We start from the raw sequence: 25611 nt of genomic DNA, 5'->3' as shown, positions 1-25611 counted from the left end.
GCCGCGCGTCCAGCCGTCGCACAGCCCCGCCACGCGGGCATTCGGCACGCGCCGCGGCCGTCTTCGTGCGCCGCTGCCGTCCGCTTATCGGGAAAACCCCGATCATGTTCGTTCGAATGCAAATTCACGTTGACCGGATTCGAATTCGAACATAGGATGCTCGAAAATGATCAGTCGTCAGATAACAAAGACGCCAGACGGTCACGAAATGTTCGCTCGAACCGCTTGATTTCGATATAAACCGATGGAAACCGGTGTTCAAGATGATCGGACATCGTACAAATAAGGTGAAAGAGCCGTCCTGATCGGACGACTCGCATGGTTCAAGGCAGGTGTCGCATGCCCGCCCTGCCCAACAGGAGACAGCAGTGAAAACAGTCAAGGCATTGCGCTGGTGGATCATCGTGCTCGTGTGTCTCGGCACGATCCTCAACTACCTCGCACGGAATTCCCTCGCGGTGCTCGCGCCCGAGCTGAAGCAGGTGTTTGCGATCTCGACGCAACAGTATTCGTACATCGTCGGGGCCTTCCAGATCGGCTACACGATCATGCAGCCGGTATGCGGATTCATCGTCGACCTGATCGGGCTGCGGCTCGGCTTCGCGCTGTTCGCGATGCTGTGGTCGGTGGTCGGCGTCGCGCATGGTTTCGCGTCGGGCTGGTTGTCGCTCGGCATCCTGCGCGGTTTCCTGGGGCTGTTCGAAGCCGCCGCGATTCCGTCGGGGATGAAGGCTGTCGCCGAATGGTTTCCCGATCGCGAGAAGTCCGTCGCGGTCGGCTACTTCAATGCAGGCACGTCGCTCGGCGCCGCGATCGCCCCGCCGCTCGTCGTGTTCCTGTCGATGCGGTTCGGCTGGCAGGCCGCGTTCATGGCCACCGGCGCGCTCGGGTTCGTATGGGCCGCGCTCTGGTACACGCAGTACCGGTCGCCCGCCGATCATCCGCGCATCTCGCCGCAGGAACGCACGCTGATCCGCGACGGCCAGGCGACGATGCCGCCCGTGTCGAAGCGCCGTATCCGCGACGTCGTCACCGCGCGGCGCTTCTGGGCCATCGCGCTGCCGCGCTTCTTCGCCGAACCCGCCTGGCAGACCTTCAGCTTCTGGATTCCGCTGTACCTCGCGACCGAGCGCCACATGCCGCTCACGCAGATCGCGATCTTCGCGTGGATGCCGTTCCTCGCGGCCGACGCCGGCGGCATCGCGGGCGGCTACCTGTCGCCGTATCTCGCGAAGCGCTTCAAGCTGCCGCTCGTGTGGTCGCGCGTCGCCGGCGTCGCGCTCGGCGCGGTGCTGATGCTCGGGCCCGCGATGATCGGCCTCGTGTCGTCGCCGTACACGGCCATCGCGCTGTTCTGCGTCGGCGGTTTCGCGCACCAGATGATCTCCGCGCTCGTCAACACGCTGTCGGCCGACGTGTTCGATTCCGAGGAAGTCGGCACCGCGAGCGGCTTCGCGGGAATGGCCGCGTGGATCGGCGGGCTCGGTTTCTCGCTGCTGGTCGGCGCGCTCGCCGACAAGATCGGCTACGCGCCGCTGTTCGCGTGCCTCGGCCTGTTCGACATCATCGGCGTGACGTTGCTCGCGGTGCTGATCCGCGGGCAGTCGAAGCAGGAACGCCTGCTCGCGCAGCACGCCTGACATTCGCTCTCACCAGGAATCGCATCCATGACTTCGCTTCTTCATCCGCCCGTGTTCCGCGTCGTCGCCACGCACGCGAACCGCGTGCTGCTCGCGTCCGAAACGGGCGCCACCGTCGAGATCTTCGTGCTCGAGGACGACATCGTGCGGGTGCGCGTGCTGCCCGACGCGACCGCGCGCAACCCGCGCACGTGGACGATCGCGCCGGGCCTCGACGACGTGCCGCTCGACGGGCGCGACCGCCTCGACCTCGACGGCTTCACGCTGCCCGCCTTTTCCCTCGCCGAGGACGATGACGTCCTGTTGGTCGAAACCGCGCAGATCCGGCTCGCGGTGCGCCGGCAAGGCGGCCATTGCACGTGGTCGATGCGCGGGGCGGACGGCGCCTGGCGCGTCGCGCTCGCCGACCGTGCGACGCAGGCGTACAACTTCGGCTGGTGGGACGATCGCACGTATCACTACGTCGCGCGCGAACGCGGCGACAAGGTCTTCGGCCTCGGCGAACGCGCGGGCGAACTCGACCGCACGGGCGCGCGCTTCGAGATGCGCAACATCGACGCGATGGGCTACAGCGCGAAGCATACGGACCCGCTGTACAAGCACATCCCGTTCTACATCACGTGGTCGCCCGACGCGTGCCAGGGCTTCGGGCTGTTCTACGACACGCTGTCGGACTGCACGTTCGACATGGGCCGCGAACTCGACAACTATCACGGCCCGTACCGCTATTTCGTCGCCGAGCACGGCGATCTCGACTACTACTTCATCGCCTCGCCCGACACGCCGCTCGCGGCCGCGCGGCGCTTCACGTGGCTCACCGGGCGCCCCGCGCGCACGCCGAAATGGGGGCTCGGCTATTCGGGCTCGACGATGAGCTACACCGACGCGCCGGACGCGCAGCAGCAGATGAACCAGTTCGTCGAGCAGTGCGACACGCACGACATCCTGTGCGATTCGTTCCACCTGTCGTCGGGCTACACGTCGATCGGCGCGAAGCGCTACGTGTTCAACTGGAATCGCGACAAGTTTCCCGACGCGAAGGGTTTCGTGCAGCATTACCGCGACCACGGCATCCGCCTGTGCGCGAACATCAAGCCGTGCCTGCTGCGCGACCATCCCGCGTTCGACGATGCCGCGAAGCGCGGGCTGCTGATCCGCTCGGCGTCCGGCGAGCCCGCATGGGTGCAGTTCTGGGACGAGGTCGGCGCCTATATCGACTTCACGCAGCCGGATGCGTACCGCTGGTGGCGCGAGCAGGTCACCTCGGCGCTGCTCGACTATGGAATCGAATCGACCTGGAACGACAACAACGAATACGAGATCTGGTCGCCCGACGCGATCGCGCACGGCTTCGGCCAGCCGTTCCCGGCGCGCGAGGCGAAGGTGCTGCAGACGATGCTGATGATGCGCGCGTCGCGCGACGCGCAGCGTGCGCATGCGCCGGCGCGGCGGCCGTTCCTCGTGTCGCGCGCCGGCGGCGCGGGCATGCAGCGCTACGTGCAGACCTGGTCCGGCGACAACTACACGTCATGGGAAACGCTGCGCTACAACCTGAAGATGGGTCTCGGGCTCGCGCTGTCGGGCGTGTCGAACATCGGCCACGACATCGGCGGCTTCTCCGGCCCCGCGCCGTCGCCCGAGCTGCTGCTGCGCTGGGTGCAGTTCGGCACCTTCATGCCGCGCTTCAGCATCCATTCGTGGAACGACGACGGCACCGTCAACGAGCCGTGGATGTATCCGGAGATCACCGCGCAGATCGCGTCGCTGATCAAGCAGCGCTACCGGCTGCTGCCCTACCTCTACCACCTGCTGTGGCTGTCGACGACGCGCTACGAGCCCGTGCTGCGACCGACCCTCGCCGATTTCCCCGGCGATGCGCGCTGCTACGACGCCTGCGACGACATGATGCTCGGCGACGCGCTGCTCGTCGCGCCGGTCGTCGATCCCGGCCAGACGGCGCGCACGGTTTACCTGCCGTCCGGCGCGCGCTGGATGTGCTGCGCGAGCGCGCAGGCGTTCGACGGCGGCGCAAGCGTGACGCTGCCCGCCCCGCTCGACACGCCGGTGATGCTGCTGCGCGAAGGCCGCGTGCTGCCGCTGAACGTCGCGGCCCAGCACTTCGGCGCGCGCGGCGACACGCGCGGCTTCCTCGTCGCGCCGCGCATCGAGGACGGCGTCGCGTCCGGCGAATGCGTCGAGGACGACGGCGAAACGGAAGCCTGGCGCGACGGCGAATACGGACTGTGGCGGATCGAAACCGGCCGCGAGGCATCCGGCGCGCTCGGCGTGTCGGTGCGCTGGGACGGCCGCCCGGCCCGCCCGGCCGAGCGCGTCGAGATCCTGCTGCCGGCGTCGCTGCAAGGCCCCGTCGCCGTGCGCGGCGCGCGCGTCGAGCAGGATGCGCAGGACGGCGCATGGCGCCGCATCGTCGTCGCGTTCGACGACTGACGCAAGCCCGATCAGGCGGGCCGTTCGCGCGGCCCGCCGTCCGCCACAGAGGAGGCACCCCAGCCTCCCGCCCCGTTGGAAAGATGAAGAGACCTGGAGATCGACAATGAAAGCACCCGTCAACCGTTATGCAATCCTGATTTTATCGGCCGCCTCGCTCGGCACGACCGCCGCCCACGCGCAGAGCAGCGTGACGCTGTACGGCGTCGTCGACGATTCGATCGCGTACGTGAACAACCAGCAGGGCCATTCGAACATCTACATGCGCGACGGCAACCTGTATGCGTCGAAGTTCGGCCTGCGCGGCGACGAAGATCTCGGCGGCGGCACGCACGCGATCTTCGACCTGCAGTCCGGCTTCAACCTGAACACGGGCGCGCAGGCCGCCGCCGGCACGCTGTTCAACCGCCAGGCGTTCGTCGGCCTGCGCAACGATCACTACGGCACGCTGACGGCCGGCCGCCAGTACACGCCCTACTTCCTGTTCGTCGGCCCGTACGCATCGAGCAGCTGGCTGACCGGCGCGACGGGCGCGCATCCGGGCGACATCGACGGTCTCGACACGACGATCCGCGTGAACAACTCGGTCACCTATACGTCGCCGATTTTCTCGGGGCTGTCCGCGAGCGCGATGTACGCATTCGGCGGCATCGCCGGCGCGACCGGCAAGGGCAACACGTTCAGCGCCGCGCTGCGCTACGCGAACGGGCCGGTCGGGATCGCGGCCGGCTACCTCCGGATCAACAGCTCGGGCTCGTCGGCCGGCTTCCTGAACCCGGCCACCGCGGCGTCGGGCAGCTTCGCGGTGTCCGTGCTGAACCAGGGCTACCTGACCGCGAAGGCCGTCGAACAGGTCGCGGCGGCCGGCAACTACACGCTCGGCGACCTCACGATGGGCCTCAACTATTCGAACGTGAAATACCTGCCCGGCAACGGCTCGGCATTCACCGACACGGCCGTGTTCAATACCTACGGCGCGCTTGCCGCGTACCGCTTCACGCCGGCGTTCTCGGTGGCCGGCGCGTTCGCTTACACGCTCGCGTCGAAAGCGAACGGCGTCGCGAGCGCGGCCCGCTACCAGCAGTACTCGCTGAAGGAGTCGTACAGCCTGTCGAAACGCACGACGCTCTATGCGCTGCAGGCGTACACGCATTCGAGCGGACAGACGCTCGGCGCGCAAGGCGCCGGCCACATCGTCGACGCGGCGCCGATCGTGGGCGATTCGCAGCAGCTCACGCCGTCGACCACGCACGGCCAGTTCGTCGGCATGGCCGGCATCGCCGTCACGTTCTGAACCTGCCGGCAGCGCCTCCAGCGCGCTGCCGACGCCCCGGACGATGCGCATTCCGCATGCGCCGTCCGGGCGCCCGATGTCCGGCCGCCGCGCCGTGTTCCCCGTCCCGTCCGCCTGCCGCGCCACCGCGCAGGTTTGCCGGATCGCGCCGATACCTTACAATTCGTCAGATTAATCCCTTCTGCATGCCCCTTCTTGCAGTCCTGACACCGCGGTACACTCGACGCACGCCGTATCAGGGTCCGACGCGCGACACCCGCGCCGGGCGGCGTTGCGCCTCGTTGCGCCCACAACTGGATGCCCGCCATGCCGGATTCCCGTCCCTCGCCCCGCACGACGTTCAAGCCGCAAGTCGTCCTGCCCGCGCTCGCCGTGATCGGCGCGCTGCTCGTCGTGTGCGCGCTGCACCCGAGCGAAGCCGGCGCGTTGTTCTCCGCCGGCCAGCAGTGGGTCATCGCACGTTTCGACTGGTTCTACGTGCTCGCCGTCACCGGCTTCCTCGTGTTTCTCGTGCTGATCGCCGCCAGCGGCTTCGGCAACATCCGCCTCGGTCCCGACGATGCCGAACCCGAATTCAGCTTCGTATCGTGGACGGCCATGCTGTTCGCGGCCGGCATGGGCATCGGCCTGATGTATTTCGGCGTCGGCGAGCCGATGCAGCATTTCCTGAAACCGCCGACCGTCGATCCCGGCACGCCCGCCGCGGCGCGCGAAGCGATGCTGATGACGTTCTTCCACTGGGGCTTCCATGCGTGGGCGATCTACGGGCTGATGGGGCTCGTGCTCGCGTACTTCGGCTTTCGCTACAACTTGCCGCTGACGCTGCGCTCGGGGCTGTATCCGGTGCTGCGCGAGCGCATCGACGGCTGGATCGGTCACACCGTCGACGCATTCGCGCTGGTCGGCACGGTCGCCGGCATCGCGACGACGCTCGGCTACGGCGTGATGCAGCTGAGCGCGGGCCTGCATACGGTCGGCGGCTGGGACACCGGCAGCAACGTATTCCGCATCGGGCTCGTCGCGGTCGTCGTGATCCTCGCGGGCGTGTCGGCCGCGACCGGTCTCGACAAGGGTGTGCGGCGGCTGTCCGAACTGAACCTGCTGCTCGCGTTCCTGCTGCTCGCCTTCGTGGCCGTCGCCGGCCCGACGCTGTTCCTGTTCCGCGCGCTCGTCGACAACGTCGGCCAGTACCTGTCGAGCCTCGTCGACCTGTCGTTCCGCACTTACGCGTATGCGTCGCCGCGCGAGGAAGGCTGGTTCGGCGGCTGGACGATCCTCTACTGGGCGTGGTGGGTGTCGTGGTCGCCGTTCGTCGGGATGTTCATCGCGCGCATTTCGCGCGGCCGCACGATCCGCCAGTTCGTGATCGGCGTGCTGCTCGTGCCGACCGCGTTCAACCTCGTGTGGATGACCGTGTTCGGCAACAGCGCGATCTGGCTCGATACGCACGGCGCGGCCGGCGCGCTTGCGCAAACGGCCACCAACGTCGACGCGCTGCTGTTCCGCTTCTTCGATTTCCTGCCGTTGACGCAACTGCTGTCGATCGCCGCGATCGTGCTGATCGCCGTGTTCTTCGTCACGTCCGCCGATTCGGGCGCCTTCGTGATCGACCAGATCGCGACCCGCGGCAACGCACACTCGCCCGTGTGGCAGCGGCTGTTCTGGGCCGTGCTGCTCGGCGTGACGGCGGCGGTGCTGCTCGTCGCGGGCGGGCTCGGCGCGCTGCAGGCGATGACGCTGATCGCCGCGCTGCCGGTCGCGATCATCATGCTCGCGCTGTGCTACGGGCTGTGGCGCGGGCTCGCGGCCGATCGTGCGCACTATTCGCAGGACGTGGCGCCGGCAACGAGCTTCTGGACCGGCCAGCACTGGCGCCATCGGTTGACGCACATCCTGCGGCAGACGACCGAGGCCGAAGCGCGCCAGTTCGTCGCGGAAACGGTCGAGCCGGCGCTGCGCAAGGTTGCCGCCGAATTGCGCGCGAGCGGCGTCGATGCGCACGTGCAGCGCGACAGCGACGATGCGGTGCGGCTTACCGTGCCGACCGCCGAGCATCGCGACTTCGTGTACGGCGTGCGCGTGACGGCGAAATCCGCGGCGGCGTTTCTCGTGCGCGAGGCGGCCGAGCCCGATGCGGCACGCGAGCACGTGTACGGGATCGTCACGTTCTTCGAGGACGGCCGGCTCGGCTACGACGTCGAATACCTGCGCGGCGACGAGGTGATCGCCGACGTGCTGCGCCAGTACGAACGCTACGTGTCGCTCGCCGCCGACAAGCGCACGCATCTGCTGAGCCGCGCGCCGGGACATGCGACGGAGGCCGAATGAGCACGCACGCGGCTCGCATCGTTTCGCCGTACCGGTCGGCCACGCCCGACGGAGCGTCGCGATGAATGCGCTCCTGCAAAGCCGCTCCGCCGACCTCGTCGCGCTCGGCACGCTCGCGCTGCTGTATCTCGGCGGCGCCTGCATCGCGCTGTGGCGAATCCGCGCGGCCGCAGCACGCGGCAAGATCTACTGGATCGTCTGCATGGCACTGCTGACGGGCGGCGCCGTCGCAACGGGCGGCAACCTGTCGCCCGTGCCCGACACCGGTGAAATGCCGCCCGGTTTCGCGCTTGGCGTCGAGGCGGTCCTGCTCGGCCTCGCGCTGGTGGCCGGCGGTTGCGCGTGGCTGATGCTGCGCGCGAGGAAACCCTGACACGCACGCACCGCGCAGCGCGGTTTCCTCAGGCGTGAACGGCGCCGCGCAAGCGGGCCATGCCGGCACCGATGCGCGCTGCTCCGTTTTATCGCCATCACGCTACGCGGACGGCGCGCGCGCCGTCACGAGCCAGCACGCCGCATCGAAGCGCACCTCGGCGCCGCGCACGTAATGCTCGAACGCGGCACGCACCGTGTCGACCACGCGCCGCCGGGTAGCTTCGTCCGCCTCCAGCAGGGCAAGGCCGACCGGACCCAGCCGGGCGATGTACTCGTCCAGCGCGGCCGCGGGCAGCACGCATGCCCTGTCGACCGGCTCGATCTCCACGTCGGCCCAGCCGCTGTCCGCCAGCACCGCCACGATCCGCTGCCGGTCGCCGAACGCGAACTGGCCCGGCGCGCCGGGCTGCCGTGCGGGCAAGTTCGGCAGCAGCGGCGCGGCGGCCCGCTCGGCCGTCGTCATGAACGGGTTGTCGGCCGCACCGCGCCACGCGACGAACCGCATCCGCGCGTCCGGCCGCGCCGCCTGCCGCAGGTTCGCGAACGCCCGGACCGGGTCGTCGAAGAACATCACGCCGAGGCGCGACACGATCAGGTCGACGCTCGCGGGCTCGAATGCATGCGTCTGCACGTCCGCGCGCACGAATCGCGCATGCACGCCGCTGCGTTCGGCACGCGCCCGCGCGGCGTCGATCATCCGCGCCGAGATATCGATGCCCGTGCAGTGCGCATTCGCGCCGAGCCGCCGCGCGATCGCGAGCGTGACGGCGCCGGTGCCGCAGCCGACGTCGAGCACATTGCTGCCGGGTGACACGGCCTCCGCATCCGCAAGCAACGTCTCGAGCGGCGCGAACATCCGGTCGATCGTTTCCTGCACGTCGACCCACGCGCGCCCCGACGGGCCGTTCCACAGGGCGGACTGCGCTTCGTTGGGCCGGCTGGTTTCCATCGTCGACTCCCTTCTGGTTCGTGAATGATGAACCGGACTGTGCTGCTTCAAGCCGGCTTGAAGTCAAGGCCCGCCGGTATGCGCGCGCCGCCGCATCCTGCTTTTCACATTTCTTACATTCGCGCTGCGTATCGTTGACGGCTTTCCTACGGTGCCTCTCATGCGACGATTCCTCACGCGCACCCTGCTCGTGCGCTGCGCTCCCGTTGTTGCCCTCGCCGCGCTTGCCGCGTGCTCGAATCACATCGATACGCCGGACGATCCGGCCAGCGCCTCGGCCAACGTCCAGGCCGCCTGGGTCGAGATCGGCGAGGCGAACCAGGCGATCGCGCGCGTCATCACGAACTACACGCCCGCGTCGGCCAGCGAGCCCCTGTGCCCGCAACTGACCGTCGACGGCAAGCTGTCGCGCATGGCGCTGCGCGCGGGCGCCGCAACGCCGGCCCAGCGGCCGACCGCCAGCGATCCGGCCGATTCGAAGCCGTCGAGCTTCCCGGTCTCCGTCTGCGAAACGACGCTGCCGGCCGGCGCGCAGGCGGCGAGCGTCGCAGGCCGCACGCTGCCGCTGCCGAAAGCGCAGCCGCAGCGCATCGCGATCATCGCGGACACCGGCTGCCGGATGAAAAAGGCCGACAACGCATGGCAGGCGTGCAACGACGCGACGGTCTGGCCGCTGAACACGATCGCGGCCAGCGTCGCGAAGCTGTCGCCCGATCTCGTCCTGCACATCGGCGACTACCACTATCGCGAGAACGCGTGCCCGCCGGACATCGCCGGCTGCAAGGACAGCCCGTGGGGCTACGGCTGGGATACGTGGCAGGCCGACCTGTTCCGCCCGGCCGCGCCGCTGCTCGCGAAGGCGCCGTGGGTCGTCGTGCGGGGCAACCACGAGGAATGCGCGCGCGCGGGCCAGGGCTGGTTCCGCTTCCTCGATCCGCGTCCGTATGCGGCGGCCCGCTCGTGCGACGATCCGGCCAACGACAACAACGCGAACTATTCGGAACCCTACGCGGTATCGCTCGGCGGCGGCTCGCAGGTGATCGTGTTCGATACCGCGAAGGTCGGCCGCACGCCGCTCAAGACGACCGACGCGCAATTCGGCATTTACCAGAAGCAGTTCCAGACGGTCGCATCGCTCGCGTCGAAGGCCGGCATGACGACGACGATCTTCACGAACCATCATCCGATCCTCGCGTTCGCGCCGATCGCCGGCAGCACGCCCGCGCCGGGCAACCTCGCCCTGCAGTCGGTCATGTCGAGCCTCAACGCGCAGGCGTACTATCCGCCGGGCGTGCATGTCGCGCTGCACGGCCACGTGCACGACTTCCAGGCGATCAACTTCTCGTCCGGACACCCGGCGACGATCGTGTCCGGCAACGGCGGCGACAACCTCGACGTCGCGCTGCCCGATCCGCTCCCGGCCGGCCTGACGCCCGCACCGGGCGCCGTGATCGAGCGGCTGTCGCACAACAACAGCTTCGGCTTCCTGATCATGGAGCGCCGCGCGGCGCCCGCGACGGGCTGGGTGTTCCATGCGTATTCGGCGGCGGGCAAGCTGCTCGCGTCGTGCGACCAGTCCGGCACGACGCTCGCCTGCGACAAGACGGGGTTCATTGCGCCGTGAGTGAAGCCGTCCGACGTAACGGCCGCGTGGTGCGCGGCCGGCAGGCGCTGCACACGCTTTCCGTCGCCGTGCTCGCCGGCCTGACGCTCGCGGCCCATGCCGCGCCGGCCGAAACGGTACTGCTCCCGGGTGCGCCGCCGTCGCGCGTCGTCGACACGATCGGCACCGGCACGCCGCAGGTGACCGGCAAGATCGATACGGCCGCCGCGCGCTTCGCGCCCGACCCGACGCTCGTCGCGCTCGGCCGGCGGATCTTCTTCGACCCGCGGCTGTCCGAGCCGCGCGGCCTGTCGTGCGCGGGCTGCCACGATCCGGGCCGCGCATTCGCGCCGACGCTGTCGGCCGCGTCGCTCGCCGGGCCCGGCGTGCCGGAAGGCAGCCGGCCCGGGCGCTTCAGCCAGCGCAACGCGCCGTCCCTGCTCTACGTGCGCTACGTGCCGCGCCGCCACTTCTACCAGGACGACGATGCGCCCGCGCCGTCGCCGTTCGGCGGCCTGTTCGGTGACGGCCGCGCGGATACGCTCGCCGAGCAGATTCGCGGGCCGCTGTTCGATCCGAACGAGATGAACAACCGGTCGCCGGCCGCGCTGCTGCGCAAGGTCAACGCGACGGAACTCGCGGCCGATCTCGCCGCGCGCTTCGGCGCGCCGGTGCGGCGCGATCCCGGGCAACTGGTGCGCGCGCTGGGTTCGGCCGTCGAGGCCTATCTGCAGAGCGACGAGATGGCGCCGTTCACGTCGCGCTTCGACGCGTTCCTGCGCACGCGCACGCCGCTGGCGCCAGCCGAGATGCGCGGCCTCGCGCTGTTCCGGAATCCGGACAAGGGCAACTGCATGACCTGCCATACGCTGTCGGATACGTCGAGCCGCCCGGAACGCTCGCTGTTCACCGATTTCGGCTACGACGCAATCGCGGTGCCGCGTAACCGCGCGCTGCCGGCGAACCGCGACCCGCGCCATTTCGACAACGGGCTGTGCGACACCGCCCGTCGGCTGCGCTGGCCCGAGCCGACGCAGTGGTGCGGCTACCTGCGCACGCCGGGGCTGCGCAACGTCGCGGTCAAGCAGACGTTCATGCACAACGGCGTGTTCACGACACTGCGCGACGCGGTCGCGTTCTACAACACGCGCTCGACCGATCCCGGCTTCTGGTATCACGGCGCCAACAGGTTCGACGACGTGCCGGCCGCCTATCGCGTCAACATCAACGTCAACTCGACGCCGATGAACCGCCGGCCCGGCACGCCGCCCGCGCTGACCGATGCGGAAATCGACGACATCGTCGCGTTCCTCGGCGCGCTGACCGACGCGCGCTACACGGCGGTCGCGGCCGCCCAGGCGCCCGCTGCCCGGATGACGCGTACCGCCGCGCCAGCGCGTTGACCCTGGCCGGACGGCCAATCGCACGCGCACCCGCTTGCGGTCACCGCAAACACTGGTTATATTTACAGTACTGTATTTATGAACAGTGAGGTGCGAGATGGAACATCTGGTCCGTATCGTCAACGAAGCCGATCGCCAAGTGCTGGCATGGCTTCGCGCCCAGGTCGGCGATGCCCGCGTCGAGCGCGCGGCTCGCCAGCTCGGGCATACGCGCAAGCCCTTTCCGTCCGCCGTGTGCCGGTATCTGGGCATGAGCGCGCCGGCCACGCTGCGTCAGGCCGACCGGCCGCGCGCCGCACGCGATTTCTCGGTCGGCGATCGCTACCTGTCGCTGATCCGCCAGCACCTCGCCACACATTCGGCCAGCCGATGAAATGGCGGCGGCTTGCCACTGCGGCGTCTCGGCAAGCCGGAGGGCTCGCGTATTCGCCAGTCCGGCCGGTTGCCGCCGCGCCTATGCTGCCGCCGTGGCCCCCCCCGGACGAGGCGGCCGAGCGTTTCGAACGCCGCTTCGTGCGCCGCATCGAACACGCGCGTGCAGGCCAGCCGGATATAGCCGTCGAAGCGGTCGGAATTCGAGAAGATCGACCCGGGCGCGATCCTGATCCCGCGCGCCAGCGCGGCATCGAACAGCGCCTCGGAGCGCACGCCGTCCGGCAAGGCGATCCACAGCAGCATCCCGCCCAGCGGCTGGTTCATCCGTGTGCCGGCCGGGAAATGTCGTGCGATCGCGTCGATCGTCACGTCGCGCTGCACACGCAGTTGCTCACGAAAGCGATGCAGATGGCGGTCGAACGCACCCGAGCCGACGAATTCGGCCGCCACGGCCTGCAACAGCGCGGCGTTGTGCCGACTATGCGCGAACTTCAGCATCCTCACGCGCGCATGCCAGCGTCCCGCACTCATCCAGCCGAGCCGCATCCCGGGAGCCAGCACCTTGTTGAGCGACGGGCAGTAGATCACCGTGCCGTCGCGGTCCCATGCCTTGACCGGCTTGACCGGCCAGGGCGCTTCGACGAGCTCGCGATACGGCTCGTCCTCGATCACGGCCACGCCTTGGCGCGAGCACAGCGCGACGAGCGCGGCCTTGCGGTCGTCGGGCATCACGCAACCGAGCGGGTTCTGCAGGTTCGGCACGACGACCACGGCCCGAATATCCGGATACACGGTCAGCGCCACTTCGAGCGCCTCGATCGATAACCCGGTCGTCGGGCTCGCCGGGATTTCCAGCGCACGCAGGCCAAGGCTTTCGAGCAGCTGGATCAGACCGAAAAAGGCCGGCGATTCGATCGCGATCGTGTCGCCGGGGCGCGCCACCGCGCGCAACGCGAGATTCACGGCATCGACGCCACCGCTCGTCGACATCACGTCGTCCGGCGTCACCGTCACGCCATACGACAGCGCGCGTTTGGCCATCGTCTGCCGGAATTCGGGCGAACCGCCGACAGGCCCCGCGTCGGTGAGCAACGTGGGTTTGCGCCGCAGCAGCCGGATGGCCAGAGCCTGCAGGCGCTCGGCCGGATACAACGTGGCGAGCGCAGATGCGCCGCCGAAATTCAACGCGTCGGGCACCGTGTTCGCGCGATCGATCACGCGCGACACGCGTTCGTGCAGGCCCGCGAACGGCGGCTCGACGCGCAACGGCGGCCCGTCGCTTTCCGGCAGCATGGCGAGCGTGGCCGCCGCGCGGCGCCGCACAAAGTAGCCCGACCGCGGCCTCGCCTCGCACCAGCCCGTATCCTCGAGCCGCCGATACGTCTGCGTGGCGGTCGACAGGCTCACGCCGTGCTGCGCCATGAACGCACGCACCGACGGCATCCGGTCGCCGGGCGACAGCGTGCCGGCCGCGATGATGCGCCGGTAATGCTCGGCGAGCCGTTCGTAAAGCGGCTCGCCGCCCAGCGGTAATGGCGTACGGGAAGTGTCGGTGAAAGGCGTCATCGAACGATCGTGCCCGCGCGGCCCAGCGCGCGCCAGATACAGATCCGCGAAAAAACCGCCGATACAGCCGTACGAAATCGACGCTTGCACCGCAACAGATTCCCGTCCCCTGAATCTGTCGCGACTGCGCCCGTTTCCCTAACCTGACTGCACGCAATCGCTTCGCCATCGCGAGGCCGCGCAACCGGGAAAAAGGAATCGCCATGCGGACGCAACACATCCGGCTCGACGCAGGACAAAGCCACTTTGCGTGGTTCGACAAGGGCAGCCAGGTGATCGTGCTGGACGGCGCGCTCGCGGTCACGTTGCGTCACGGCGGGCTCGAGTGGCTGCCCGACGCGCCGCAATACATCCGTCGCGTGCTCGACGAAGGCGAGTGTCTGACGTTCGACACGGCCGGCCACGTGGCGTTGTCGGCCGGCGGGGCCGGCGCGGTCAGTACGACGGTCGTGGCGCCTTCGAGCCCGCGAGGCTTGCGCGCGGCGTGGCGCGGGCTCCTGCGCCGGCTGTCCGGGCGAGTGCGTGGTGGCCGTCACGTGCGCGAGCATTCCTGATATCGGAACCTGCCCCGCCTCGATACGCGGTTGGCAGATCCCCCATCATCGCAGCCGACCGAAGGACGCGTTCGGCTCCATGCCGCCTTGCGACCGCCGCAACCTGCCCGGCATGCGGCGGCGGCCACATCAATGGCCGTTCCGGCGGCGCTCGACCCATTCGAACATCGCCATCCCGGCCAGCATCGCGACGACGAACGCGATCCCCTTGACCGACCCGAAGCCGATCGACACGATCGCGGGCCCCGGACAGAACCCCGCCATCCCCCAGCCGATACCGAACACCGCACTGCCTGCGACCAGGCGCACGGTGATCGCGCGCAGCGCCGGCAACCGGATCGGCAGGCCGAGCCACGACCGTGTCCGGCGCTTCGCCCACGCGAACGCGAACACGGCCACGCCCGTCGCGCCGGCCATCACGAACGCGAGCGACGGATCCCAGCGGCCCGCCAGGTCGAGAAAACCGAGCACCTTCTGCGGATTGGCCATGCCCGACACGATGAGGCCGACGCCGAACAGCAGGCCGGCCAGAAACGCGAATGCTGCCTGCATGTCAGCCTCCCAGCACGTGCAGCCGCACGAAGACGGTCGCGAAACCCGCGGCCATGAAGGTCGCCGTCGCGACCACCGACCGCAGCGCGCCGCGCGACATCCCGCACACACCGTGGCCGCTCGTGCAGCCGCCCGCGTACCGCGTGCCGATTCCGACCAGCAGGCCGGCCGCCAGCAGTTCGGGCCAGCCGGCGTCGACCTGCGGCGTCAGCCCGGCGCCGACGACGTGCATCACGACTGGCGCGACGATCAATCCGCCGACGAACGCGATACGCCAGCCGCGCTCCCCCGAACCCGCCGTCAACAGGCCGCCGACGATGCCGCTGATGCCGGCGATCCGGCCGTTGAACGCGACGAGCCACGCGGCCGCGAGCCCGATCAGCGCGCCGCCGGCCAGCGACAGCCATGGCGTGAAATGAAGCGCATCAAGCTGCATCGCGCTTCTCCTTCGCGGCCGCACCGCAGAACTGCTCGTACAGCACGCCCATCACCGCGATCGCGGCCGGGCTGTCGAGCGAATAGTGAATGTTCTTGCCGTCGCGGCGCGTCCGGACCAGCGCGTTGTCCCGCAACACGCCGAGTTGCTGGGACAGCGTCGGCTGGCGGATGTCCAGCCGCGTTTCGAGATCGCCGACGCAGCGCTCGCCCTGCGACAGTTCGCACAGCAGCAGCAGCCGGTCGGGATTCGACAGCACCTTGAGGAGCGCGCACGCCGATTCCGCGGCGGCGCGCATCTGATCGGGCTCGGGCAGCCCGGCGGGAAGCGCGTCGTTCATCGAGGCAGGACATCAATTAAAGAGCCAATATTATATCGATCTATATACTATTGACACCTACCGCGTGCCTGCTAACACCCTCGCCATACACCTTTACCGGTATCGAACCCGTCGATCGCAACGATCAGAAAGCACGGAACCACGATCGAGTGCCTGCGCGCCCGTGCGGCGCCGCAAGTCGGCGGATGGGAGAAAGTGAAGGTCGAGTAATCGGGGCGGCCCGGCGCGAACCGGGCCACCCCGACGCGCAGCGTCACGCGCCGTCGCAGGACGCCGTGCCGTCGAGCATCAGCGTACCGACCCGCGCGGGCACGAGCGGCGTGCGCGGCACCGGCGGCGTCCAGCCGAACAGCGCCTGCGCGGCCGCGCCGCATACGCGGCCCTGGCACGCCCCCATCCCGCAACGCGACTGCAGCTTCGCAGCCGTCCAGCCGGGCGCCTGCGCGACGGCGCCGAAACGCACATCCTCGCAGCGGCACAGCAGCGTCTCCGGCCGCGCGAGCCGGCGAACCGGCTCGCGGATCGCAAAGCGCGCGCGCACGGCATCCGCAAAAGCCTGCCAGTGCGCGCGCCGTGCGACGCGCGCGGCCAGTTGCGCCGTCTGCCCGGTCGCCGCCAGCCCGGCGATCTCGCCTTCGACCATCGCGAGTTCGCTGCCGCCGACGCCCGTGCACTCGCCGGCCGCGAAGCAGCCGTCGCGGCTCGTCCGCTGGTGCGCATCGACCGCCACCGCGCCGTTCTCGATCCGGCAGCCGAGATGGCTCGGCAGCACCGTATTCGGCACGAGGCCGAAACCGCACGCGAGCCGGTCGCAGTCGACGTCGAACGCGCGATCGCCCTGACGGATCCGTACACGTTCGAGCCGCGTGTCGCCGAACGCCTCGACGACGTGCGCATCGGGCCGGTACACGGCCGTGACGAGCTTCGCGGCCTGCGCGAGCTTCGACGGCCAGCGCCACAATCCCGCGCCGAAACCGGCCACGTCGCCCCATGCGGCCTGTTCGAGCACGTGCGACACACGCGCGCCGGCCTGGCGGGCCGTCGCCGCGCTCGCCAGCAGCAGCGGCCCGCTGCCTGCGACGACCGTGCGCTGCCCGCGCACGTCGAGGCCGTACTTGATCAGCGCCTGCAAACCGCCCGCACCGGTGACGCCCGGCAGCGTCCAGCCCGGAAACGGCAGCAGCAGCTCACGCGCGCCGCAGCAAAGAATCAGCGTCCGGAAATCGAGCAGCAGCCCGCGTTCGTCGTCCTCGAGCAGCAGCGTGCCCGGCTGCGTTTCGGCGACGATGCGCGTCGCCGCGAGATGCGTGACGTTCGGTTGCCGCAGCACGGCGAGCCGTTCGGCGGCGGCCGGCACCGGCGCGGCCGCCGCCCCTTGCCGCCAGATCTGCCCGCCCGCGCGCGGATTGTCGTCGACGATCGCGACCGTCGCGCCGCCTTGCGCGGCGGCCCGTGCGGCCGACAACCCGGCCGGGCCCGCGCCGACGATCGCGACGTCGACGCTCAGTCGTTCCTGTTTCATCGCGTACGCTCCACCTGCATCCCGTCACGGCACAGCGTCTGGCAAGCCAGCCGGCGCCGGCCGTCGATCGTCATCCGGCATTCCTGGCAGATGCCCATCCCGCAAAACGGCGCACGCGCCGCGCCCGTGCACGACACGCGGGTCGTGTCGTCGCCGCTCGCCGCGACGGCGGCCGCGACGGTCGCGCCGTCGGCCACCGTCAGCGCGCGGCCGTCCAGGTGAATGATCATGAAAGCGCTCCGGCTACGGGGGACGTCGTCAGGAAACGTCCCGGCAAATACGGTTCGACATCGATCGGCGGCCGCTCGCCGGCCATCAGCGCGGCGACGAGCCGCGCGCTGCCCGGCGCGGTCGTCACGCCGAGCCCTTCGTGCCCGACCGCGAGCCACACGCCCGGGCGCGCCGGGTGCTCGCCGAGCAACGGCAGGCCGTCGGGGCTCGCGGAACGGAAGCCCGTCCACGATCGGATGCCGTTCAGGTCGGCCAGACCGGGCAGGTAGCCCACCGCGCGGCGCAGCATCCGCGCGAGCACGGGCGGCTCGACACGCGCATCCTCGGTGTCGAACTGGCGCGACGAGCCGATCAGCAACTGGCCGGTCGGCCGCGGCTGCACGTTGAACGCGACCGACGTGCCGTCGCTCGCATGCGCGCTTGCCGCATAACCGAGCTCGACGAGCTGGTGCGACACGTGGCCCGGATAGCGATCGGTAATCAGCAGATGGCCCTTTTTCGGGCGCAGCGGCAACTCGGGCAGCAGCGTGCGCGCCGCAACGCCGTTCGCGACCACCACACGCTCCGCGCGCAGCGTGTCGCCGCTCGCGAGCGTCACGCTCGGCCCGTCGACGGCGACGGCCCGGTCGCGGCGCAACGTGATGCGCGGTGCGCGCTGCAACAGCCAGGTCGCGGTCACCGGCGCGTAGAGAATCGCGTCGCCCGGAACCTTCAGCGCACCGCCGAGCCCCGTGCGCAGCATCGGCTCCAGTCGCGCGAGCGTCGCCGCGTCGATCAACTCGCCGGCCACGCCGTGCGCGGCAAGCGTCGCCTGCTTCGCGCGTGCCAGATCCATCTCGTGCGCATCGGCCGCGAGCCACAGCGTGCCGCAATCACGGTACGCGCAGCCTTCGGGCATCTCGCCGCTCAACGCCTGCCACAGTTCGATCGAGTAATGGCTCAGCGCAAGCTCGGCCGCGTTGTCGTCCATCGCGACGAGGTGGCCCATGCCCGCCCCGGTCGCGCCGCCGCTCGCATCGTCGACGACCAGCACGCGCAGCCCGCGCTGGGCGAGTTCGTGCGCGCACGCCGCGCCGACGATGCCGGCGCCGATCACGACGACGTCGGTCTTCGTGTCGCTCACGACCCGATGCCCCAGCCGAACGGATCGTCTTCCTCGATCAGCAGCGTCGCTTCGGCGCTCAGGTGCGCGCTGCCGCGAATCGTCGGGACGATGCCGCCGTCGGCCTGCTCGTAGCTGGCGTGGAACACGCTGCCGATCACGCTCGCCTGCCGCCACACGGCGCCCGGCGCGAGCTTGCCGTCGGCCGCGAGGCACGCGAGCTTCGCGCTGGTGCCGGTGCCGCACGGCGAACGGTCGTACGCGAGGCCCGGGCACAGCACGAAGCTGCGGCTGTCGTGCTCGGGATCGTCGGCGAACAGCTCGATGTGGTCGATCTCGCCGCCGTTCGCGCCGGTGATGCCCGCGCGTTCGAGCCCTTCGCGCACGGCCGACGCGTACGCGGTGAGCGCCGCGACGTTGTCGCCGGCGACGCGCTGCCCGTGGTCGCTGATCAGGAAGAACCAGTTGCCGCCCCACGCGATGTCGCCCTTCACGGGGCCATATCCCGGCACGTCGAGCGCGACGCCCTGCGCATGGCGATACGCGGGCACGTTGCGCACGCTGACCGACAGGTCGTCGTGCAGCGTCGCCTCGACGGTGCCGACGGGCGTCTCGATCCGGTGCACGCCGGGTGCGATGCGGCCCATGTGATGCAGCGTGCGCACGACGCCGATCGTGCCGTGCCCGCACATCCCGAGATAGCCGCTATTGTTGAAGAAGATCACGCCGGCCGCCGCATCCGGCGACACGGGTTCGCACAGCAGCGCGCCGACCAGCACGTCGCTGCCGCGCGGCTCGAGGATGCACGCGGTGCGGTAACGGTCGTGCTCGCGCGCGAGCACGTCGCGGCGCTCGGCCATCGTGCCGCTGCCGAGCGACGGGAAACCGGACACGACGAGCCGAGTGGGTTCGCCGCCCGTGTGCGAATCGATGATCTGGATGCGCTTCATCATGAGCCGTCCGAAGTGGGGAAAGGAGCATAGCTTCCTCCGTCGCGCGTCCGTCCGCTTGTGGCTTTTCGATGAGGACGACGACGAAATCGGCATAGTGCGGCGCGCCCCTCGCGCCCCTGCCGGCCGCTGTGCCGATTTCGTCATTTTGCTCCGCGATACGACTCAAGCGTGATGGGCGTTTGCGCGGCGATACTGGTTGCCACACCGACACCCCTGTCGGCCGACCGATACGAACGTAGGAGATTTCAGTGAGCCGCAAAGCCATTCAGTGGACCGGGGTTTTCCCGGCCGTCAGCACCCAGTTCAAGCCGGACTTTTCCCTCGACATCGACGCCACGCACCGCGTGGTCAAGAACCTGGTGAACGACGGCGTGTCGGGCCTCGTGGTCTGCGGCACGGTCGGCGAAAACACGTCGCTGTCGACGAGCGAGAAGCTCCAGGTAATCGAGGCCGCGCGCGACGCGGCCGGCGGCAAGATCCCGGTGATCGCCGGCATCGCCGAATTCACCACCGAATTCGCGCGCAACACGGTGCGCGAAGCGCAGCGCGTCGGCGTCGACGGCGTGATGGTGATGCCCGCGCTCGTGTACTCGGCGAAGCCGCACGAAACCGCCGCGCACTTCCGCGCGGTCGCTACGAGCACCGACCTGCCGGTGATGGTCTACAACAACCCGCCGATCTACAAGAACGACGTGACGCCCGACGTGCTGATCGCGCTGCAGGATTGCGAGAACATCGTCTGCTTCAAGGATTCGTCGGGCGATACGCGCCGCTTCATCGACCTGCGCAACGCGGTCGGCGATCGCTTCGTGCTGTTCGCGGGCCTCGACGACGTCGTGGTCGAGAGCATCGCGGTCGGCGCCGAAGGCTGGGTGTCGGGCATGTCGAACGCGTTCCCGAAGGAAGGCGAGACGCTGTTCCGCCTCGCGAAGCAAAAGCGTTTCGACGAAGCGCTCGCGCTGTACCGCTGGTTCATGCCGCTGCTGCACCTCGATGCCCGCCCCGACCTCGTGCAGTGCATCAAGCTGTGCGAAGAACTGGTCGGCCGCGGCAGCGCGATCACGCGTCCGCCGCGCCTCGCGCTGCAGGGCGACACGCTCGCCGAAGTGAAGGCGATCGTCGCGAAGGCGCTCGACACGCGCCCGGCACTGCCCGACGTCGGTCTCTGATCGACGCCTCCGCGGCGGCACGCAGGCTTCCCAGGCCGCACGCCGCCTCCGGTCCGGCATTGGCCCGCGGGCCCGTTTGCGCCGGCGCCCGCCCGCGCCGCACGTGAACGGCCCGCGGCCCGCCCCGGTCGTTCGAACCGGGCGACGCCGGCCGGCCGGCGTGCGCGCTGCTCCGTCGGAGCGCGCGCGGCTCGCGCCGGCACCGCCCTTCCCCCCAGGAGACAAGCCCATGCCAGGCCAAGGCAACGCTCACCCGTCTGTCCCGCTTTCCCGTTCCGCGGCCCCCGACGCGGGTCACGGCAAATTCAAGAAACAGCTGTCGCTGACCGATCTCACGTTCATCGGTCTCGGCGCCATTTTCGGTTCGGGGTGGCTGTTCGCCGCGAGTCACGTGTCGACGATCGCGGGCCCGGCCGGCATCTTCTCGTGGCTGCTCGGCGGCTTCGCGGTGCTGCTGCTCGGCATCGTCTACTGCGAACTCGGCGCCGCGCTGCCGCGCGCCGGCGGCGTCGTGCGTTATCCGGTGTTCTCGCACGGCCCGCTGCTCGGCTACCTGATGGGCTTCATCACGCTGATCGCCTTTTCGAGCCTGATCGCGATCGAAGTCGTCGCCGCGCGCCAGTACGCGGCCGCGTGGTTTCCGGGCCTGACGGCCGAAGGCTCGAGCGACCCGACGACGCTCGGCTGGCTCGTGCAGGCCGCGCTGCTCTGCTTCTTCTTTTACCTGAACTATTCGAGCGTGAAGACGTTCGCGAAGGCGAACAACATCATCAGCATCTTCAAGTTCATCGTGCCGCTCGCGGTGATCGGCGTGCTGTTCACGTTCTTCAAGCCCGCGAACCTGACCGTGCAAGGCTTCGCGCCGTTCGGCATGCCGGGCATCGAGATGGCCGTGTCCGCCGGCGGCATCATCTTCGCGTACCTCGGGCTCACGCCGATCGTGTCGGTCGCGAGCGAGGTGCGCAATCCGCAGCGCACGATCCCGATCGCGCTGATCCTGTCGATCCTGCTGTCGACACTGATCTACGTGCTGCTGCAGCTCGCGTTCATCGGCAGCATTCCCACGGCGATGCTCGCCGCCGGCTGGCACGACGTAAGCAAGGCGTTCTCGCTGCCGTACCGCGACATCGCGCTCGCGCTCGGCGTCGGCTGGCTCGCGGTGATGGTCGTCGCCGACGCGATGATCTCGCCGAGCGGCTGCGGCAACATCTACATGAACGCGACGCCGCGTGTCGTCTACGGCTGGGCGAAGACGGGCACGTTCTTCAAGGTGTTCACGCGCGTCGACGAAGCGTCGGGCATCCCGCGTGCGGGCCTGTGGCTCACCTTCGGCCTCGCGATCTTCTGGACGCTGCCGTTTCCGTCGTGGGAAGCGCTGATCAACATCGTATCGGCCGCGCTCGTGCTGAGCTATGCGGTCGCGCCGGTCTCGGTCGCCGCGCTGCGCCGCACCGCGCCCGACCTGCCGCGGCCGTTCCGTGCGAGCGCATTCGGCCTCACCGGCCCCGCTTCGTTCGTGATCGCCGCGCTGATCGTCTACTGGTCGGGCTGGAGCACCGTGTCCTGGCTGCTGGGCCTGCAGATCGCGATGTTCGTCATCTATCTCGCGTGCCGCCGCTGGGTGCCGACCGCGCACCTGAGCCTCGCCGAGCAAGTGCGCTCGTCGGCGTGGCTGATCGCGTTCTATGCCGCGATGATCGTGCTGTCGTATCTCGGCGGCTTCGGCGGCACGGGCCGCCTCGCGCATCCGTACGACACGGCCGTCGTCGCGGCCGTCGCGCTCGTCATCTACTACTGGGGCGCCCGCACCGGCGTGCGTGCCGACAAGCTGCGGCTCGACGACGACGAGGACTGACGCGCCCGCGCCCTTTTCCATGCTCCCCGCGGCCGGGCGCACCACGCCCGGTCCCTGCTTTTTCCGAGGAAAACCATGCAACTCACAGGTCAACTGCTGATCGGCCAGTCCGCCGTCACCGGACAGAACGGCACCCTCCACGCGATCGCCGCCGCCACCGGCGAACCGCTCGAACCGGCTTTCGGCGGCGCGAGCCTGCACGACCTGGAGACGGCCTGCGCGCTCGCCGACGACGCGTTCGACATCTATCGCGAAACGTCGCTCGACGCCCGCGCCGCGTTTCTCGACGCGATCGGCCGCCACATCATGGCGCTCGGCGACGACCTGATCGAGCGTTGCGTCATCGAGACGGGGCTGCCGCGCGCACGCGTCGAAGGCGAACGCGGCCGCACGGTCGGCCAGCTCGCGCTGTTCGCGTCGCTCGTGCGCGACGGCGGGTTTCTCGACGCGCGGATCGATCCGGCGCGCCCCGAGCGCAAGCCGCTGCCGCGTGTCGACCTGCGGCTGCGCAACGTCGCGGTGGGGCCCGTCGCCGTGTTCGGCGCGTCGAACTTCCCGCTCGCGTTCTCGGTCGCCGGCGGCGATACGGCGTCGGCGCTCGCGGCCGGCTGCCCGGTGATCGTGAAGGCCCATTCCGCGCATCCGGGCACGTCGGAACGCGTTGGCCGCGCGATCCAGCAGGCCGCCCGCGAATGCGGGATGCCGGCCGGCGTGTTCTCGCTGCTGTTCGACGCATCGCGCGAGATCGGCCAGGCGCTCGTCGCCGATCCGCGCATCAAGGCCGTCGGCTTCACCGGCTCGCGCCGCGGCGGCGTCGCGCTGATGCATATCGCGGCCGCGCGCCCCGAGCCGATTCCGGTCTATGCGGAAATGAGCTCGATCAATCCCGTGCTGCTGTGCCCCGCCGCGCTCGAGGCGCGCCACGAAACGATCGCGCCGCAATTCGTCGCATCGCTCACGCTCGGCGCCGGCCAGTTCTGCACGAACCCCGGCCTGGTGCTCGCCGTCGACGGCCCCGCGCTGCGCGCGTTCGAAGCCGCGGCGGCCGATGCCGTGCGCACGGCGGCCGCACAGACGATGCTGACGCCGCCCATTCATGCGAGCTATGCGCAAGGCGTCGCGGCGCTACGCCATCACGATGCGGTCGAGCTGCTGGCCGAAGGCGTGGAAGGCGGCCGCCATCAGGCCCGTGCGGCGCTGTTCGCGACCTCGGCCGACGCGTTCATCGCGCACCCTGAACTGCGCGACGAAGTGTTCGGTCCCGCATCGCTGATCGTCCGCTGCGCGGATGCCGATACGCTGCATCGCGTGCTGAAGTCGCTCGAAGGCCAATTGACGATCGCCGCGCACCTGGCCGACGGCGACGCGGCGCTGTTCGCCGCGCTGCGCCCGACGCTCGAACGCAAGGCCGGCCGCATTCTCGTCAACGGCTTCGGCACGGGCGTCGAGGTCGGCCACGCGATGGTGCACGGCGGCCCGTTCCCGGCGACGTCCGACACGCGCACGACGTCCGTCGGCGCACGCGCGATCGAGCGCTTCCTGCGCCCGGTGTCGTACCAGGACCTGCCGGATGCGCTGCTGCCGGACGCGCTGCGCGACGGCAATCCGCTGCACGTGCCGCAGCGCATCGACGGCGTGCCCGCGCCGCGCGAGGTGAATCATGACTGAGCAAACCGCCGAAGTCGTCCTGTCGCTCGCTGAAGTCCATGCGCTCGCGCTGCGCGTGCTGACGCACCACGGGATGTCCGACGCGCATGCGCGGGCCATCGCCAGCGTGATCACGCAAGGCCAGCGCGACGAGTGCCATTCGCACGGCGTGTACCGGCTGCTCGTCTGCGTGCGCTCGCTGAAAAAGGGCAAGGTCGATCCGCAAGCCGTGCCGACGCTGCGCAAGCTGTCGTCGTCGATCGTCTCCGTCGACGCGCATCGCGGCTTCTCGCTGCTGAGCTTCGAAACCGGGCTGCCGGTGCTCGTCGAGATGGCGAAGCAGCACGGGATCGCCGCGATGACGATCAACCACTGCTACCACTTCTCGGCGCTGTGGCCCGAAGTCGAGGCGATCGCCGCCGAAGGGCTGGTCGGCATCGCGATGAACCCGAGCCATAGCTGGGTCGCACCGGAAGGCGGCCGCGAACCCGTGTTCGGCACCAATCCGATCGCGTTCGCGTGGCCGCGCCCGGGCGGCGAGCCGTTCGTGTTCGATTTCGCGACGAGCGCGATCGCGCGCGGCGACATCGAGCTGCACGCCAAGCAGGGCAAGGCGATTCCGTCGCACTGGGCGATCGACGCCGACGGCCGGCCGACCACCGATCCGAAGGCCGCGCTGCAGGGCGCGATGCGCACCTTCGGCGGCCACAAGGGCTCGGCGCTCGCGGCGATGGTCGAATTGCTCGGCGGCGCGCTGATCGGCGACATGACGAGCCGCGAATCGATGGATTTCGACGAAGGCGTCGGCGCGACGCCGTGCCACGGCGAGCTCGTGATCGCGTTCGACCCGAAGGTGTTCCTCGGCGACGATCTCGACGCGGGGCTCGCACGCGGCGAACGGATGTTCGAGTCGATCGTCGCGCAGGGTGCGCGGCTGCCGTCGCAGCGGCGCTTCGACGCCCGCGCGCGCAGCATCGCGAACGGCGTGCGGGTTCCGAAGGCACTGTACGACGAGATCCTGACGCTGCTCGACTGACGCCCGGGCGCGGGGGCGGCGCGCATTCGTCGTCGACGCGCAGGCGTCTGCGCCGCTTCCCGAACCGGCCAGGCGGGCAGCACGCCGCCGCCCCGCCCGTCGCGCGGCACCGGCCCGTCGCCGGCCCATGGCCGCCACGCCCGCGGCGGCTGTGGGATAATTGACGGGTTTGCCCAGGGCGCAGCTCAAGAGGTTGTTCGCACGGGCGCGAGAGAGGCCTTTATTCCCGTGCC

General features: G+C 69.6%; 22 protein-coding genes. 13 read left to right on the top strand and 9 right to left on the bottom strand.

All coding sequences use genetic code 11. The annotated features are described in order from the left end of the window. The first annotated feature begins 368 nt into the window (after positions 1 to 368). The 5 genes from HWX00_RS24890 (at position 369) to HWX00_RS24870 (ending at position 8083) form a co-directional block, all read left to right on the top strand. Entirely contained in the window at positions 369 to 1640 is a 1272-nt protein-coding gene (locus HWX00_RS24890) for an MFS transporter (protein WP_059556428.1), read from the top strand. Between the two features lie 27 nt (positions 1641 to 1667). Further along, positions 1668 to 4088: a glycoside hydrolase family 31 protein gene (locus HWX00_RS24885; protein ID WP_175028423.1), complete on the top strand. Its 2421-nt coding sequence runs from the start codon at positions 1668 to 1670 to the stop codon at positions 4086 to 4088. Positions 4089 to 4194: 106 nt separating this feature from the next. Next, positions 4195 to 5382: a porin gene (locus HWX00_RS24880; RefSeq protein ID WP_175028422.1), complete on the top strand. Its 1188-nt coding sequence runs from the start codon at positions 4195 to 4197 to the stop codon at positions 5380 to 5382. Between the two features lie 306 nt (positions 5383 to 5688). Continuing rightward, positions 5689 to 7710 carry a BCCT family transporter gene (locus HWX00_RS24875; protein ID WP_034191599.1) on the top strand — a complete coding sequence of 674 codons (2022 nt, stop codon included), beginning with the start codon at positions 5689 to 5691 and terminating at the stop codon, positions 7708 to 7710. Between the two features lie 61 nt (positions 7711 to 7771). Further along, a complete protein-coding gene (locus tag HWX00_RS24870) occupies positions 7772 to 8083 on the top strand; it encodes a hypothetical protein (RefSeq protein WP_175028421.1) in 312 nt (103 codons plus the stop codon). A 102-nt stretch (positions 8084 to 8185) separates the two neighbouring features. Here the strand turns inward: HWX00_RS24870 and HWX00_RS24865 are convergent, their stop codons facing one another. After that, positions 8186 to 9034, bottom strand: a complete 849-nt coding sequence (locus tag HWX00_RS24865) for a class I SAM-dependent methyltransferase (protein WP_175028420.1) — start codon at positions 9032 to 9034, stop codon at positions 8186 to 8188. 160 nt (positions 9035 to 9194) lie between these two features. Here HWX00_RS24865 and HWX00_RS24860 point away from each other — a divergent pair, with 160 nt between their 5' ends. The 3 genes from HWX00_RS24860 to HWX00_RS24850 all read left to right on the top strand — a co-directional run bounded on the left by HWX00_RS24860 (position 9195) and on the right by HWX00_RS24850 (position 12413). Continuing rightward, positions 9195 to 10658 carry a metallophosphoesterase family protein gene (locus tag HWX00_RS24860; protein ID WP_175028419.1) on the top strand — a complete coding sequence of 488 codons (1464 nt, stop codon included), beginning with the start codon at positions 9195 to 9197 and terminating at the stop codon, positions 10656 to 10658. Then, a complete protein-coding gene (locus HWX00_RS24855) occupies positions 10655 to 12040 on the top strand; it encodes a cytochrome-c peroxidase (protein WP_175028418.1) in 1386 nt (461 codons plus the stop codon). Before HWX00_RS24860 ends, HWX00_RS24855 begins: the two co-directional genes overlap by 4 nt. 97 nt (positions 12041 to 12137) lie before the next feature. Continuing rightward, a complete protein-coding gene (locus HWX00_RS24850) occupies positions 12138 to 12413 on the top strand; it encodes a CppA family protein (protein WP_034191604.1) in 276 nt (91 codons plus the stop codon). Here HWX00_RS24850 and HWX00_RS24845 read toward each other — a convergent pair. Beyond that, complete coding sequence (locus HWX00_RS24845; protein WP_244131190.1) at positions 12362 to 13981, bottom strand: aminotransferase-like domain-containing protein; 1620 nt, start codon at positions 13979 to 13981, stop codon at positions 12362 to 12364. The two genes, HWX00_RS24850 and HWX00_RS24845, sit on opposite strands and share 52 nt — an antisense overlap. Positions 13982 to 14184: 203 nt before the next feature. On the opposite strand from HWX00_RS24845, the gene HWX00_RS24840 reads away from it, so the two are divergent. Beyond that, positions 14185 to 14535: a hypothetical protein gene (locus tag HWX00_RS24840; protein WP_059556424.1), complete on the top strand. Its 351-nt coding sequence runs from the start codon at positions 14185 to 14187 to the stop codon at positions 14533 to 14535. 129 nt (positions 14536 to 14664) lie between these two features. Here HWX00_RS24840 and HWX00_RS24835 read toward each other — a convergent pair whose 3' ends face one another. The 7 genes from HWX00_RS24835 to HWX00_RS24805 all read right to left on the bottom strand — a co-directional run bounded on the left by HWX00_RS24835 (position 14665) and on the right by HWX00_RS24805 (position 19668). After that, a complete protein-coding gene (locus tag HWX00_RS24835; RefSeq protein ID WP_034191606.1) occupies positions 14665 to 15087 on the bottom strand; it encodes a DUF6691 family protein in 423 nt (140 codons plus the stop codon). Between the two features lies 1 nt (position 15088). Then, positions 15089 to 15523 (bottom strand): YeeE/YedE family protein, encoded by a 435-nt coding sequence (locus tag HWX00_RS24830; RefSeq protein ID WP_049030563.1) that lies wholly within the window; start codon positions 15521 to 15523, stop codon positions 15089 to 15091. Then, positions 15513 to 15863: an ArsR/SmtB family transcription factor gene (locus HWX00_RS24825; RefSeq protein WP_049030564.1), complete on the bottom strand. Its 351-nt coding sequence runs from the start codon at positions 15861 to 15863 to the stop codon at positions 15513 to 15515. Before HWX00_RS24825 ends, HWX00_RS24830 begins: the two co-directional genes overlap by 11 nt. Before the next feature lie 253 nt (positions 15864 to 16116). Beyond that, a complete protein-coding gene (locus HWX00_RS24820) occupies positions 16117 to 17385 on the bottom strand; it encodes an NAD(P)/FAD-dependent oxidoreductase (protein WP_124608430.1) in 1269 nt (422 codons plus the stop codon). Further along, positions 17382 to 17615 carry a 2Fe-2S iron-sulfur cluster-binding protein gene (locus tag HWX00_RS24815; protein WP_012338331.1) on the bottom strand — a complete coding sequence of 78 codons (234 nt, stop codon included), beginning with the start codon at positions 17613 to 17615 and terminating at the stop codon, positions 17382 to 17384. Before HWX00_RS24815 ends, HWX00_RS24820 begins: the two co-directional genes overlap by 4 nt. Continuing rightward, positions 17612 to 18739, bottom strand: coding sequence for an NAD(P)/FAD-dependent oxidoreductase (locus tag HWX00_RS24810; protein WP_175028417.1), 1128 nt, complete (start codon positions 18737 to 18739; stop codon positions 17612 to 17614). The genes HWX00_RS24815 and HWX00_RS24810 overlap by 4 nt, the downstream gene beginning before the upstream one ends. Beyond that, positions 18736 to 19668, bottom strand: coding sequence for a 4-hydroxyproline epimerase (locus HWX00_RS24805; RefSeq protein WP_034191700.1), 933 nt, complete (start codon positions 19666 to 19668; stop codon positions 18736 to 18738). The genes HWX00_RS24810 and HWX00_RS24805 overlap by 4 nt, the downstream gene beginning before the upstream one ends. A 251-nt stretch (positions 19669 to 19919) precedes the next feature. Between HWX00_RS24805 and HWX00_RS24800 the strand changes: the two genes are divergently transcribed. From HWX00_RS24800 to HWX00_RS24785, 4 genes are all read left to right on the top strand, one after another. After that, the gene (locus HWX00_RS24800) at positions 19920 to 20840 is read left to right on the top strand and encodes a dihydrodipicolinate synthase family protein (RefSeq protein WP_034191611.1); all 921 of its coding nucleotides are present in this window, start codon (positions 19920 to 19922) and stop codon (positions 20838 to 20840) included. 229 nt (positions 20841 to 21069) lie between these two features. Beyond that, positions 21070 to 22695, top strand: coding sequence for an APC family permease (locus HWX00_RS24795; RefSeq protein ID WP_049030336.1), 1626 nt, complete (start codon positions 21070 to 21072; stop codon positions 22693 to 22695). 75 nt (positions 22696 to 22770) lie between these two features. After that, positions 22771 to 24363: an aldehyde dehydrogenase (NADP(+)) gene (locus HWX00_RS24790; RefSeq protein ID WP_175028416.1), complete on the top strand. Its 1593-nt coding sequence runs from the start codon at positions 22771 to 22773 to the stop codon at positions 24361 to 24363. Further along, complete coding sequence (locus HWX00_RS24785; protein WP_034191614.1) at positions 24356 to 25378, top strand: Ldh family oxidoreductase; 1023 nt, start codon at positions 24356 to 24358, stop codon at positions 25376 to 25378. Before HWX00_RS24790 ends, HWX00_RS24785 begins: the two co-directional genes overlap by 8 nt. Positions 25379 to 25611 lie beyond the last annotated feature (233 nt).

Source organism: Burkholderia seminalis DSM 23518 (assembly GCF_902832885.1).
Classification (GTDB): Bacteria; Pseudomonadota; Gammaproteobacteria; order Burkholderiales; family Burkholderiaceae; genus Burkholderia; species Burkholderia seminalis.
Note: the sequence above shows the minus strand (reverse complement) of the source record. Positions and strands in the feature narration are given on the sequence as shown.

What these genes read in the sequence shown, in the direction of transcription:
- HWX00_RS24835 (WP_034191606.1), bottom strand. Translation starts at nt 15,087, where the DNA reads ATGCAGGCAGCATTCGCGTTTCTGGCCGGCCTGCTGTTCGGCGTCGGC.
- HWX00_RS24825 (WP_049030564.1), bottom strand. Translation starts at nt 15,863, where the DNA reads ATGAACGACGCGCTTCCCGCCGGGCTGCCCGAGCCCGATCAGATGCGC.
- HWX00_RS24870 (WP_175028421.1), top strand. Translation starts at nt 7,772, where the DNA reads ATGAATGCGCTCCTGCAAAGCCGCTCCGCCGACCTCGTCGCGCTCGGC.
- HWX00_RS24785 (WP_034191614.1), top strand. Translation starts at nt 24,356, where the DNA reads ATGACTGAGCAAACCGCCGAAGTCGTCCTGTCGCTCGCTGAAGTCCAT.
- HWX00_RS24860 (WP_175028419.1), top strand. Translation starts at nt 9,195, where the DNA reads ATGCGACGATTCCTCACGCGCACCCTGCTCGTGCGCTGCGCTCCCGTT.
- HWX00_RS24850 (WP_034191604.1), top strand. Translation starts at nt 12,138, where the DNA reads ATGGAACATCTGGTCCGTATCGTCAACGAAGCCGATCGCCAAGTGCTG.
- HWX00_RS24795 (WP_049030336.1), top strand. Translation starts at nt 21,070, where the DNA reads ATGCCAGGCCAAGGCAACGCTCACCCGTCTGTCCCGCTTTCCCGTTCC.
- HWX00_RS24845 (WP_244131190.1), bottom strand. Translation starts at nt 13,981, where the DNA reads ATGACGCCTTTCACCGACACTTCCCGTACGCCATTACCGCTGGGCGGC.
- HWX00_RS24865 (WP_175028420.1), bottom strand. Translation starts at nt 9,034, where the DNA reads ATGGAAACCAGCCGGCCCAACGAAGCGCAGTCCGCCCTGTGGAACGGC.
- HWX00_RS24830 (WP_049030563.1), bottom strand. Translation starts at nt 15,523, where the DNA reads ATGCAGCTTGATGCGCTTCATTTCACGCCATGGCTGTCGCTGGCCGGC.
- HWX00_RS24815 (WP_012338331.1), bottom strand. Translation starts at nt 17,615, where the DNA reads ATGATCATTCACCTGGACGGCCGCGCGCTGACGGTGGCCGACGGCGCG.
- HWX00_RS24820 (WP_124608430.1), bottom strand. Translation starts at nt 17,385, where the DNA reads ATGAAACAGGAACGACTGAGCGTCGACGTCGCGATCGTCGGCGCGGGC.
- HWX00_RS24805 (WP_034191700.1), bottom strand. Translation starts at nt 19,668, where the DNA reads ATGAAGCGCATCCAGATCATCGATTCGCACACGGGCGGCGAACCCACT.
- HWX00_RS24790 (WP_175028416.1), top strand. Translation starts at nt 22,771, where the DNA reads ATGCAACTCACAGGTCAACTGCTGATCGGCCAGTCCGCCGTCACCGGA.
- HWX00_RS24880 (WP_175028422.1), top strand. Translation starts at nt 4,195, where the DNA reads ATGAAAGCACCCGTCAACCGTTATGCAATCCTGATTTTATCGGCCGCC.
- HWX00_RS24840 (WP_059556424.1), top strand. Translation starts at nt 14,185, where the DNA reads ATGCGGACGCAACACATCCGGCTCGACGCAGGACAAAGCCACTTTGCG.
- HWX00_RS24885 (WP_175028423.1), top strand. Translation starts at nt 1,668, where the DNA reads ATGACTTCGCTTCTTCATCCGCCCGTGTTCCGCGTCGTCGCCACGCAC.
- HWX00_RS24875 (WP_034191599.1), top strand. Translation starts at nt 5,689, where the DNA reads ATGCCGGATTCCCGTCCCTCGCCCCGCACGACGTTCAAGCCGCAAGTC.